The sequence below is a fragment of the Rhodococcus indonesiensis genome (assembly GCF_047782815.1).
GTDB lineage: Bacteria > Actinomycetota > Actinomycetes > Mycobacteriales > Mycobacteriaceae > Rhodococcus > Rhodococcus indonesiensis.
In genome coordinates this window covers 366,547-378,799 of sequence record NZ_CP180630.1, presented here as the reverse complement: position 1 = coordinate 378,799, position 12,253 = coordinate 366,547, and the positions used below count along the sequence as shown (strand labels likewise).

Below are 12,253 nucleotides of genomic sequence, written 5' to 3'. Positions count from 1 at the left end.
GCGGTGTGAGCAGCCTCCTTGCCCGGCCGCGCAGCAGAGAACGTCCGGTAGGGACGAAATCGGGTCGGAATACGCGCACTCATCGGAGCGGGCACATGGCAGCCGAGTCGAATGCATACGGAGCGCCCCCGGGCACCGGCATCTCCATGCCGCCGTACTACCAGCCGACGCCGTCGGTGAAGAACCGCAACAACTACATCCCGCAGACGGAACCACTCGGCCCGGACGAGATGCGCATCATCTTCATGGGCAGCAACCCGTGGCCGCCCCGGATGTCGCAGGCCAGCACGTGCATGATGGTCGAACTCGGACCTGCCAAGCGCCTGTTCTTCGACCTCGGTCCCGGCTCGGTACGCAACATCGTGGCCAACCAGGTCCCGGTACCCGAGATCAACGACATCTTCATCAGTCACCTGCACATCGATCACTACGGCGATCTGCCCTACCTGTGGCAGTTCGCCCCGTTCAACGGACGGTTCAAGCCGTTGCGCGTCATCGGTCCGTCCGGACGCACGCCCGAGATGGGCACGGCCGCCATGTGCGACCACCTGAAGAAGATGGGCGCCTGGACCGCGGCCTGGGCGATCGGTCCGATGGCCGACGGCTACGACATCGAGGTGACCGAATTCGATTTCCGCGACGACGGTGGTGTCTGCTACGACCGCGACGGCGTGAAAGTGACCCACTGGCGGAGATCGCATGCGATCGACGGCGCCTCGGCCTACCGGCTGGACTGGAACGGGCTGTCGTTCGTGTGGACGGGCGACGGCAAACCCGATCGGCTCACCGCCGAGTATGCGCAAGGCGTCGACGTCTTCGTCACGGAGATGGCCGTCGACCTGGTCAACCTGTGGGCGCTGAAGCAGGGCGTGTCACCTGTCATGGCGGCCCTGACGCTCGACAACTTCCACACGAGTCACTACGGCGCCGGTTACCTCGCAAACCTGGTCCGGCCCCGACTGGCGATGGCCACCCACGTCTCCTACGACCGCGAGCTGGTCGGCGAGATGCTCGCCGGCGTGCGTCTGCACTACAAGGGCATGTTCGCGTTCGGCATCGACCACACCGTCGTCAACGTGACCAAGGATCACGTCTGGATCCGCGAGGCCGCATTCCCGGAGACCACCAACATAGTGCGTCCGTCCCCCGAATGGTTGCTGCACACCAACTTCGACGACGAACTGCCCGAACCGAGCACGGTGACGAACCCCTTCTTCGCGAACCAGGAACAGTCCGTGCGCGATCTCGAGATCGATCCGGCGTTGTTCACGCCCGAGGACCAGATGCGTCCGTTCGCCAGACCGACCGGGGAGACACTCCCCATGGACCCGGCGATGACGCTCGGCCTGCCGAGAACACCGCCGCCGGAGTCCGCGTGAGCGCACCCGTCCCCGTCACCGTCCTCACCGGATTCCTCGGCGCCGGCAAGACCACGCTCCTCAACCGCATCCTCAACGGCGACCACGGTCTGAGAGTCGCGGTGCTCGTCAACGACTTCGGGACCGTGAACATCGATGCGGAACTGGTCGTCGGGGTGCACAGCGACGTGATCAGCCTCGCCAACGGCTGCGTGTGCTGTACCGTCCGCGACGACCTCGTCGAGGCGGTGGCCGCGGTACTCGCCCGCCCGGAACGGCCGGAATACGTCCTTCTCGAGGCCAGCGGCGTGGCCGACCCCGTAGGGATCGTCCAGACCTTCAACAACCCCGGCCTGCCCGCCGGGATCAGGCTCGAGAGCGTGCTGTGTGTGGTGGACGCGGAACACGTCTTCACGACGCCCGAGCACATGGAGCTCCGCCTCTTCCAGATGGCCTGCGCCGACATGATCGTCTTGAACAAGGTCGACCTCGTCGGCCCGGACGCGATCGCCCGGATAAAGACCTGGCTCGACGACCGGTTCCACCGTTACCGGCTCGTCGAGTCCCGGCACGGCGACGTGCCGCTGCCCATCCTGCTGTCCGTGGGCCGCCTCGACCCGGCCGGCGACGCCGCCCGCACGCACGGCGACCATACGCAGGGGTTCGGAACCTGGACCTACGAGACGGACCGGCCGCTGTCACTGGAGGCGCTGCGCACCGCGATGGCCGCGATGCCCACCACCGTCTACCGGGCCAAGGGGCTCGTCGATCCCGCCGACGCACCGGGGCGCAGGGCGGTCCTCCAGATGGTCGGGAGCCGGGTCGACCTCACCCTGGACGGCGACTGGGGTACCCACCCCCCGCGTACCCGCATCGTCGTCGTCGGCGCGCCCGGAGCCCTGGACAACGAGATGCTGCACAACGCTCTGGAAGGGTGCCGTGCGCCTGTCGCCGAGAGTGGATGAGGCAGTGCCGACGTCTCGTCCGGACACGCCGCCGGGCGAAGCGACCGGAACGGCGCGGCGGCGACAAAGAGAACGGTCCCGGTCCGAATGAACCGGACCGGGACCGTTCCCGTGGCGGTGGCGGAGGGATTTGAACCCTCGGACGGGGGTTACCCGTCACACGCTTTCGAGGCGTGCTCCTTAGGCCGCTCGGACACGCCACCGCCCACGACTTTACCGGATTCGGTCCCGGAGTTGAAATCCCCAGGTCACGAGCGTTCCGGGAGCCGCTGCGCGCGGAAGAAGTCCTCGAGCACCGCGGCACATTCCTTCTCGAGCACCCCGCCGCGCACCTGCGGACGATGGGTGAGCCGACGATCACGCACCACGTCCCACAGCGACCCCACCGCGCCCGTCTTCGGCTCCCATGCCCCGAACACCACGCGATGCACCCTGGCCAGCACCAGCGCGCCCGCGCACATCGTGCACGGCTCCAGCGTCACGGCCAGCGTCGTGCCCTCGAGGCGCCAGCCGTCGCCGTGCACCTTCGCGGCCGCCCGCAACGCAAGGATCTCCGCGTGCGCCGTCGGATCGCCTGTCGCCTCCCGCGAATTCGCCGCCCGGGCCAATTCGGTCCCGTCGGCGGCGAACAGGACGGCACCCACCGGCACGTCCCCGGCCGGCGCCGCGGCGGCCGCCTCCAACGCGGCCCGGATCATCGCCTCGTCGTCGCGCAGGCCCATCTAGCGGCGCAGCTTGTCCAGCGCCGTGGCGAGCACATCGTCGAACCCGAGCCGCTGGGCGATCTCGTCGATCTGCTCGTCCGGATACAGGTCGGTCTCGGCGGCGATCACCGCCAGCACCGGCTCCGGCAGCCCCAGATCCGCCAGGATTCCCAGGTCACCCTCTTCCCACGGCTCGATATCGTCGAGCTCGTCGGGGTCGATGTCCGGGATCTCGATGTTCAGCGCATCGAGCACGTCGGCGGCGATGTCGTAGTCGACCGCCATCGTCGCGTCCGACAGCAGCAGACGCGTGCCCGACGGGGCCGGCCGGACGATGACGAAGAACTCGTCGTCCACGTTGAGCAACCCGAAGATCGCCCCGGTGCTGCGCAACTCGCGCAGCTCCCGGTCGGCCACCTCGAGGCTCGTCAACACCGCCGCCGACAGTGTCTTGCACTTCCAGCGACCGTCCTCCCGCGTCACGGCGACCCCGAACCCGTCGAGGTCCTCAGTCGAACTCACGGAAGGGCTCTTGTTCCCCGCACGCTGCGCAGCCATGGGCGCAACGGTAGTCGGCGCGGTCCCGTGAATGAAGTCCAGCGGGCGATGTGCCAACCTGGTCGGGTGCCCACCTCCGCGTCCACCCCGCCCGTGTGTGTACTCGGCCTCGGCCTGATCGGCGGATCGTTGCTGCGTGCGGCCGTCGCCGCGGGCCGCGAGGCCTGGGGGTACAACCGCTCCTCGGAGCCCGTCGAAGCCGCCCGCGCCGACGGATTCGACGCCTCCACCGACCTGCCGGCCACGTTGCGGCGCGCCGCAGAATGCGACGCCCTCGTCGTCGTCGCCGTGCCCGTGCCCGCGGTCGGCGCCGTGCTCGCGGCGGTCGCCGAGCACGCCCCGCACGTGGCGCTGACCGACGTCGTCAGCGTCAAGTCGCAGGTCGCCGCCCTCGTCGCCGCCCACGGGCTCTCCGCACGCTTCGTCGGGGGTCATCCCATGGCCGGCACCGCCGAGTCCGGGTGGTCCGCGGGATTCGCGGGACTGTTCCGCGACGCGGTGTGGGTGGTCACCGTCGACGACGACACCGATCCCGACGTGTGGACGCAGGTCGCCGATCTCGCCCTCGACTGCGGTTCCGTCGTCGTACCCGCCGAATCGGGCGAGCACGACGCGGCGGTCGCCCGCGTCTCGCACCTGCCCCACCTGCTCGCCGAGGCACTGGCACTGTCCGGGGCCGCCGGCGGCGACCTGGCGCTGGGCCTGGCGGCGGGATCGTTCCGCGACGGCACCCGGGTCGCCGGAACCACCCCCACGTTGGTCGACGCGATGTGTGAGGGCAACGCCCCGGCGCTGCTCACAGCCCTCGACGAGACCCTCGAGGTGCTGCGTGTCGCTCGCGAACAACTCGCCGACGGCAGCACCGCCGAGCTGACCGCCGCCGGTCACGCCGCCCGGCGACGGTTCGAGCAACGCGACCGCCGACCCGTCACCGGCGTCGTCCCCGGCGACGAGGACTGGCTCGCCCGGCTGCGCGAGGCGGGCCGTCGCGGCGAGGTGTGGACGCGGTGACACTGCGCGACATCACCGCGGCACTCGCGAAAGGCGAGCTGACCGCCACCGAACACGTCCGGCAGGTGCTGGCCGACCTCGACGCGCTCGACGGCACACCGTGGTCGAATCTCGTGGCCGCCCGCAACGATGCCGCGGCCCTCGAATCGGCGGCCCGCGCCGATGCCGAGCTCGCGGCCGGCAACTGGATCGGTCCGCTGCACGGCGTCGCCGTCGCCGTCAAGGACAACATCGACGTCGCGGGCGTGCCGACCCGCTGCGGCAGCAACGTCCTCGCCGACGTCGCGCCGGCCGCGCAGGACGCCAGGATCGTCGAGCGGCTCCGCGAGGCCGGCGCCGTCGTAGTCGCCAAGACGCACCTGCACGAGTTCGCGTACGGGCCCAGCGGCCTGGTCAACGCGGCCGGACCGGCCCGGCACCCGCACGATCCCACCCGCATCACCGGTGGCTCGTCGTCGGGGTCGGCAGCGCTCGTCGCCAAGGGCGTCGTGCCGCTGGCACTGGGCACCGACACCGGATGCAGTGTGCGCACCCCGGCGGCGCTGTGCGGAGTCGTCGGCCTCAAGCCCACGTTCGGCGCGTTGCCGGTCGACGGGGTCTTCCCGTTGTCCACCACCTTCGATCACGTGGGTCTGCTCGCCCGCGACGTCCTCGACGCGGCACTGGCCTGGGGCGCGCTGCCCGGGATAGCACACCTGCGCACACCCGTCTCGGGGCTGCGCATCGGACGGCTGCGCGGCGGCATCTGGGACGTGCCCGCTGCATTCGAGTCCGCGCTCGACGGCGTCTGCCGCACCCTCACCGATCTCGGTGCCGAGGTGCGGGACGTGACCCTGCCGGAAACCGACGACCTCCTCGGCGTCTATCCCGTCGTCACCGGCTCGGAGGCGTACGAAACCCATCAGCGCTGGTTCGAGAACGACCCGGACCTCTACCAGCCGGCCACCGCGGCGCTGCTCGCGGCTCAGCGAGACCGTCCGGCGACGGACTACGTCCGGGCCGTACGGGCGGCCGCCCGGTTGCGCCGCGACGTCCTGCGCCGGCTACGGCGCGACGACGGGCTGGACGCGCTGATCACCGTCACGACCCCGCTGCGGTCGGCCCCGCTCGACAGCGATCCCGCCGCCCTCCGCGGGCCACTGCTGCAGATGTGCATCCCGTTCAGCGTGCTGGGCGTACCGGCGGTGTCCGTCCCTGCCCCAGGAGACCGTGATCTCCCCATCGGCGTACAGGTGGTCGGGTTGACCTCCGGGACCAGCGGGCACGGCAGTCATCCCGGAGAGTCCACAGCTCTGGCACTGGCGATGGCGGTGGAGGGCACCGACCTCCTGACCGACCCGTCCTAGATCCGTCCCGCCAGTCCGGGGTAGTTCACGACGAAGCCGTCGCCGTCGACCGTCACCGAGGAACTGGACACCGGGGACAGGACGTGGATGCCGTCGGCTGCGCTGCTGTAGACGAGGGTGGCCTCCTCGATGCCGAGATCGAGCAGGTTCACGTAGACGACTGGCACCTCGAGTTCGTCCGCGCCGGACTGCAGCCCGTAGCGGCGGATCGGCAGCGCATTGAAGAACGGGCTGAGGATGACGTCGACGTCGAGTGCGCCGCCGAATGCCGACCGCTGGTGCTGGGTGCCGTTGTCGACCATCCAGATGCCCTCCTCGGACCGGCTGATCGACATGTGCCTCTCACCCGCGGCCAGGGTGGTGCGCACCGACAACCGGCGCGTGACACCGTTCTCGTCGGTCACGAGGTCGTACGACGCGCTGAACGCGGGATGCTCCGCGCACTGCGCGCCCACGATCCGGCCCGCCGCCTTGATGCGATCGCCGCTTAGTTGGACACGCACCGATTCCATCCGAGGAACGTCGTACGCCCGCCACGTCAGAATCGCGGGCCAGTTCGATGCTGGGCTCGCCGCAGACCGCGCGGCATCGGGGACTGGGATGCTCACGTGTCTACGTTAAGCGACGAGCCGCTCCCGGGGCGCAGGGGTGCCGCGAATCGTGCCCTTCGTGTAGCACACGACCGCTCGGAACGTGTCCGACGTCACATCACAGGGGCATGTCCACGACACCACGATGCGGTGACCGCACGGTGACCGACATCCGTGTGCAGCGCGTTTGAGCACGTAACCCGCTGCCCGGGAAAGACTGGCCTACAGTCGCCTCATGCGTACCGTGTGGACAGTTCCTCAGAACATCGCCCAGATCCTTCTGGAGTCCCCCGAGATCCAGATGTTCCTGACCAGCAACGAGCTGCCCGACACCGCCGCGGACCCTCGCCAGCGGCTCGCCGAGTTCACGCATGCGCTCGCCGCCCTGGCCCGCCACACCGGACGCACCTTCGCCTCCGTGGACGCAGCCAACCGTGAACTGTTCGGCGGCTCTGCCGGAACCGTGCCGGTGGCACTGCGACTGGCCGTCCTGCGCGAGATCGTCACCGACGTCGACGACCGCACCCCCACCCCGGACCCGCTGCCGGCGACGGTCGTCGAACAGCTCGGTGCCTACGTGTACGCCCTCGTCGATCCGCGCGACCATACCGTCCTGCACGTCGGACAGGGCCGCGGGAACCGGATGTTCGTCCTGACGTGGACCGCGCTCGGCGAAGACCACAAACTCGCCGCCGGCGGCGAAGCCGCTCCCGCGCAGACCCCCGAAGCCGACGCAGCCGTGCGCCGGATCCGTGCCGTCTACGACTCCGGCTACTCGGTAGGTCACTACATCGTGGCCGACCGGGTGGCGCCGGCCGTCGACGCCGATCACGCCGCCGGCTTCACCGCCCAGGCCCTCGTCTCGGTACTGGGGTTGCTCGAACCGCACGACGGCGAATTCGTGCTGACCAATCTCGTCGGCGCCAGCGAGGAATCCGACCGGGTGGCACGTCCCGTCGAGGAGCTGATTCGTCAGTACTCCGCGGAGGCCGCACCCGAGCTGCCCACGCCGTGCGTCGTACTCCGGATCACCGAGGCGAAATCGGCTTCCGCCGAGCAGGTCCGTGGACTCGCCGACCGTCCGTGGCCGGCCGGAGCGTCGGCACGCCGGATCGACGGCCTGCCGATCCTGGTGGTCGCGGACAACATCGTCCGCGGCGCCTACCGGGCAACCGGCTGGGAAGCGGCGTCCCGCACCGAGGACAACGGCGGCACCATCCTCTACCGCTTCCTCGGGGATGCCGATCCCGAACTCGAGAAGCTCTTCGTCGACACCCGCCTGACGCCGGATCGGCTGGGGCTCAAGCGTTGGCCGTCCCACGGCTGGGCGCCGCGGCTCACCCGGGCCCTGCCCCACAGGCCGAGACCCTGAACCCTTGTCCGGGCCGTGTCGTCACGGCCCGGACTTTCCTACCGACGGCTCTCCCCTGGATCACCTGCCGCTCGAGGTGAGAATGGGTTCGTGCAGGTCGTAGTAGTGCACATCGCCCTGTAGCCGCATCTCCTCCTCCAGCAGTGGACGCAGATCGTCGGGAATCTCCATCCGTTCGTGGGCCCGCGCCTCGTCCTCGGACGAGAAGTACACCGTCTCGACGTATCCGTCGTCGCCGTAGGTGGCGAACGTGCCGCCGATGATCTCGGGGCGCAACTGATGCACCCGTTCCTGGCCCTGCGCGAGCAGGCTCTTCATCCGCCCGAGATCGGGGCTGTGCCCCTCCATCACCTGAACGAACCCTGCGGTGTCGGAGCCACCCTCCATCCACACCTCGACGTCACGGCAGTCATGGACGACGATCTCGCCGTCGAAGCACTGCTCCGCTTCGGCCCACCACTCGCCCTGTTCCGGGCGCTCGCTGTTCCGGCGGGCCGCCTCCTCGGATTCGAACCGCGCCACCGACACGAAGGTGCCGTCGTCGCTGAATCCCGACGTGCTACCCAGATAGCCCACCGCGCCCGGGCGCAGCTCGTCCGTCCACCGCTGCAGGCAGGCCTTCAGTCCCTGCTCGTCGCGAACCGTCCCCTGCCAGACCTGAATGAACATCTTCATCGCCTCCGCGTGCGGGACGAGCCCGCACCCAACGACTTCTGTGGCCGACCCGTCACCGTCCACCATCGACGTCACGCGACGGCCGGCGATCGCGACCACCGTGGAGTCAATGATTCGCCTGTGCCGGACCACGGACAAGAGCGGACGGGCCGGAGCATGCAGAAATGCCGGAAGCCCCTCGACGGTGTCGGGGGGCTTCCGGTAACGGGTGTTCGGCGGTGTCCTACTCTCCCACACCCTGTCGGGTGCAGTACCATCGGCGCAGACAGGCTTAGCTTCCGGGTTCGGAATGGGACCGGGCGTTTCCCTGTCGCTATGGCCGCCGTAACTCTGTGAAACGACACACACCCACTCGCTTCGCTCGTGAATGATCGAGTGAACGCTGTTCCCCCCTTTCTGGGGGGCTTCGCCCTCACTCGATTCACGGAAAGCGTGTGAATCGAGTGTGCTGTTTCAGATACCGCACAGTGGACGCGTAGCTTCTTCGTGGTAAGTCCTCGGCCTATTAGTACCGGTCACCTGCATGCGTTGCCGCACTTCCAGTTCCGGCCTATCAACCCGGTGGTCTGCCGGGGGCCTTACCCCCTCGAGGGGGTGAGAAACCTCATCTTGGAACAGGCTTCCCGCTTAGATGCTTTCAGCGGTTATCCCTTCCGAACGTAGCCAACCAGCCGTGCCCCTGGCGGGACAACTGGCACACCAGAGGTTCGTCCGTCCCGGTCCTCTCGTACTAGGGACAGCCTTCCTCAAGTTTCTAACGCGCGCGGCGGATAGAGACCGAACTGTCTCACGACGTTCTAAACCCAGCTCGCGTGCCGCTTTAATGGGCGAACAGCCCAACCCTTGGGACCTACTCCAGCCCCAGGATGCGACGAGCCGACATCGAGGTGCCAAACCATCCCGTCGATATGGACTCTTGGGGAAGATCAGCCTGTTATCCCCGGGGTACCTTTTATCCGTTGAGCGACACCGCTTCCACATGCCGGTGCCGGATCACTAGTCCCGACTTTCGTCCCTGCTCGACCTGTCGGTCTCACAGTCAAGCTCCCTTGTGCACTTGCACTCGCCACCTGATTGCCAACCAGGCTGAGGGAACCTTTGGGCGCCTCCGTTACATTTTGGGAGGCAACCGCCCCAGTTAAACTACCCACCAGGCACTGTCCCTGAACCCGATCAGGGTCCGAGGTTAGAGGTCCAATACGATCAGAGTGGTATTTCAACAACGACTCCACCCACACTGGCGTGCGGGCTTCCCAGTCTCCCACCTATCCTACACAAACCGAACCGAACACCAATACCAAGCTGTAGTGAAGGTCCCGGGGTCTTTTCGTCCTGCCGCGCGTAACGAGCATCTTTACTCGTAATGCAATTTCGCCGAGTCTGTGGTTGAGACAGCAGAGAAGTCGTTACGCCATTCGTGCAGGTCGGAACTTACCCGACAAGGAATTTCGCTACCTTAGGATGGTTATAGTTACCACCGCCGTTTACTGGGGCTTAAATTCTCAGCTTCGCGGATCGCTCCGCTGACCGGTCCTCTTAACCTTCCAGCACCGGGCAGGCGTCAGTCCGTATACCTCGTCTTACGACTTCGCACGGACCTGTGTTTTTAGTAAACAGTCGCTTCTCTCTGGTCTCTGCGACCACCCCCAGCTCCGACCGCGAAGGTCTTCACCGGGCGTGGTCCCCCTTCTCCCGAAGTTACGGGGGCATTTTGCCGAGTTCCTTAACCACAGTTCTCTCGATCGCCTCGGTATTCTCTACCTGACCACCTGTGTCGGTTTGGGGTACGGGCCGTGTGAAAGCTCGCTAGAGGCTTTTCTCGGCAGCATAGGATCATGGAATTCGCCTCATTCGGCTACGCATCACCTCTCAGGCTTGATGTGACACGGATTTGCCTATGTCACGCCCTACAGGCTTACACCGGTACAACCACTGACCGGCCCCACTACCTTCCTGCGTCACCCCATCGCTTGGCTACTACCAGATCGGGTCCCGTGCATCCACACAACCGATTCCCGAAGGAACCGGCCGGCTTCAGGACGGTTAGCATCACTGATTCACCAGGGGCGCGTTCACACGGGTACGGGAATATCAACCCGTTGTCCATCGACTACGCCTGTCGGCCTCGCCTTAGGTCCCGACTCACCCTGGGCGGATTAACCTGGCCCAGGAACCCTTGGTCATTCGGCGGACGAGTTTCTCACTCGTCTTTCGCTACTCATGCCTGCATTCTCACTCGCGCCGCCTCCACACCTGGATCACTCCGGCGCTTCCCCGGCGGCACGACGCTCCCCTACCCACCCACACATCTGGCTCGAACCCCGCAGGATTCGAGCAGACTCATGTGAGTGCCGCGGCTTCGGCGGTGTACTTGAGCCCCGCTACATTGTCGGCGCAGAACCACTTGACCAGTGAGCTATTACGCACTCTTTCAAGGGTGGCTGCTTCTAAGCCAACCTCCTGGTTGTCTCAGCGATCCCACATCCTTTTCCACTTAGTACACGCTTAGGGGCCTTAGCCGGCGATCTGGGCTGTTTCCCTCTCGACTACGAAGCTTATCCCCCGCAGTCTCACTGCCGCGCTCTCACTCACCGGCATTCGGAGTTTGGCTGATTTCGGTAAGCTTGTGGGCCCCCTAGACCATCCAGTAGCTCTACCTCCGGTGAGAAACACGCGACGCTGCACCTAAATGCATTTCGGGGAGAACCAGCTATCACGGAGTTTGATTGGCCTTTCACCCCTACCCACAGCTCATCCCCTCAGTTTTCAACCTAAGTGGGTTCGGGCCTCCACGACGTCTTACCGTCGCTTCACCCTGGCCATGGGTAGATCACTCCGCTTCGGGTCTAGAACATGCCACTGATACGCCCTGTTCGGACTCGCTTTCGCTACGACTACCCCACACGGGTTAACCTCGCGACATGCCACTAACTCGCAGGCTCATTCTTCAAAAGGCACGCCGTCACCCCCAGCAGACCAAACTGCTCGAAGGCTCCGACGGATTGTAAGCGCACGGTTTCAGGTACTATTTCACTCCCCTCCCGGGGTACTTTTCACCTTTCCCTCACGGTACTAGTCCGCTATCGGTCACCAGGGAGTATTCAGGCTTATCGGGTGGTCCCGACGGATTCACAGCAGATTTCACGGGCCCGCTGCTACTCGGGTACCCTCCACGAGAGCCGGCGTGTTTTCGTCTACGGGATTCTCACCCTCTACGACAGGCCGTTCCAGACCACTTCGACTAACACACCGGTTTCTTACTCTCGCCCACCATGACAGTGATGGGAAGAAGGGCCCCACGACCCCACGGATGCAACGCCTGCCAGCTCTCACACACCCGCGGTTTAGCCTCTTCCGCTTTCGCTCGCCACTACTCACGGAATCACATGTTGTTTTCTCTTCCTGTGGGTACTGAGATGTTTCACTTCCCCACGTTCCCTCCACACGCCCTATATATTCAGGCGCGGGTAACACGACATCACTCGTGCTGGGTTTCCCCATTCGGAAATCCTCGGATCACAGCTCGGTTGACAGCTCCCCGAGGCATATCGCAGCCTCCCACGTCCTTCATCGGCTCCTGGTGCCAAGGCATCCACCGTACGCTCATAAACACTTACAACAAAGATGCTCGCGTCCACTGTGCAGTTCTCAAACAACACACAACAACCCCTACC

At 66.2% G+C, this 12,253-nt stretch carries 9 protein-coding genes, 1 tRNA gene and 2 rRNA genes; 5 read left to right on the top strand and 7 right to left on the bottom strand.

The genetic code is table 11. From position 1 onward, the window contains the following. Nucleotides 1-95 precede the first annotated feature (95 nt). The gene (gene gntH / locus ACM26Y_RS01725; RefSeq protein WP_003936918.1) at nucleotides 96-1,379 is read left to right on the top strand and encodes a guanitoxin biosynthesis MBL fold metallo-hydrolase GntH; all 1,284 of its coding nucleotides are present in this window, start codon (nucleotides 96-98) and stop codon (nucleotides 1,377-1,379) included. After that, nucleotides 1,376-2,323, top strand: a complete 948-nt coding sequence (locus ACM26Y_RS01720; protein WP_416062487.1) for a CobW family GTP-binding protein — start codon at nucleotides 1,376-1,378, stop codon at nucleotides 2,321-2,323. The genes gntH and ACM26Y_RS01720 overlap by 4 nt, the downstream gene beginning before the upstream one ends. A gap of 112 nt (nucleotides 2,324-2,435) precedes the next feature. On the opposite strand, the gene ACM26Y_RS01715 is transcribed toward ACM26Y_RS01720, so the two are convergent. The 3 genes from ACM26Y_RS01715 to ACM26Y_RS01705 all read right to left on the bottom strand — a co-directional run bounded on the left by ACM26Y_RS01715 (nucleotide 2,436) and on the right by ACM26Y_RS01705 (nucleotide 3,585). Beyond that, a tRNA-Ser gene (locus tag ACM26Y_RS01715) sits at nucleotides 2,436-2,526 on the bottom strand. 45 nt (nucleotides 2,527-2,571) lie between these two features. Beyond that, nucleotides 2,572-3,045, bottom strand: a complete 474-nt coding sequence (locus tag ACM26Y_RS01710) for a nucleoside deaminase (protein WP_003936920.1) — start codon at nucleotides 3,043-3,045, stop codon at nucleotides 2,572-2,574. After that, nucleotides 3,046-3,585 (bottom strand): tRNA adenosine deaminase-associated protein, encoded by a 540-nt coding sequence (locus tag ACM26Y_RS01705; RefSeq protein ID WP_054374157.1) that lies wholly within the window; start codon nucleotides 3,583-3,585, stop codon nucleotides 3,046-3,048. 48 nt (nucleotides 3,586-3,633) lie between these two features. Here ACM26Y_RS01705 and ACM26Y_RS01700 point away from each other — a divergent pair, with 48 nt between their 5' ends. Continuing rightward, nucleotides 3,634-4,596 (top strand): prephenate dehydrogenase, encoded by a 963-nt coding sequence (locus tag ACM26Y_RS01700; RefSeq protein ID WP_416062486.1) that lies wholly within the window; start codon nucleotides 3,634-3,636, stop codon nucleotides 4,594-4,596. Then, a complete protein-coding gene (locus tag ACM26Y_RS01695; RefSeq protein ID WP_416062485.1) occupies nucleotides 4,584-5,942 on the top strand; it encodes an amidase in 1,359 nt (452 codons plus the stop codon). Before ACM26Y_RS01700 ends, ACM26Y_RS01695 begins: the two co-directional genes overlap by 13 nt. On the opposite strand, the gene ACM26Y_RS01690 is transcribed toward ACM26Y_RS01695, so the two are convergent. Then, nucleotides 5,939-6,550, bottom strand: coding sequence for a putative glycolipid-binding domain-containing protein (locus ACM26Y_RS01690; RefSeq protein WP_072786589.1), 612 nt, complete (start codon nucleotides 6,548-6,550; stop codon nucleotides 5,939-5,941). The two genes, ACM26Y_RS01695 and ACM26Y_RS01690, sit on opposite strands and share 4 nt — an antisense overlap. Before the next feature lie 217 nt (nucleotides 6,551-6,767). Between ACM26Y_RS01690 and ACM26Y_RS01685 the strand changes: the two genes are divergently transcribed. After that, a complete protein-coding gene (locus ACM26Y_RS01685; protein WP_416062484.1) occupies nucleotides 6,768-7,904 on the top strand; it encodes a GIY-YIG nuclease family protein in 1,137 nt (378 codons plus the stop codon). Nucleotides 7,905-7,964: 60 nt separating this feature from the next. Here the strand turns inward: ACM26Y_RS01685 and ACM26Y_RS01680 are convergent, their stop codons facing one another. From ACM26Y_RS01680 to ACM26Y_RS01670, 3 genes are all read right to left on the bottom strand, one after another. Continuing rightward, nucleotides 7,965-8,573, bottom strand: a complete 609-nt coding sequence (locus tag ACM26Y_RS01680) for a hypothetical protein (RefSeq protein ID WP_040782585.1) — start codon at nucleotides 8,571-8,573, stop codon at nucleotides 7,965-7,967. Nucleotides 8,574-8,789: 216 nt separating this feature from the next. Next, a 5S ribosomal RNA gene (gene rrf / locus ACM26Y_RS01675) occupies nucleotides 8,790-8,906 on the bottom strand. A gap of 158 nt (nucleotides 8,907-9,064) precedes the next feature. Next, nucleotides 9,065-12,198 (bottom strand): 23S ribosomal RNA (locus ACM26Y_RS01670). Nucleotides 12,199-12,253 lie beyond the last annotated feature (55 nt).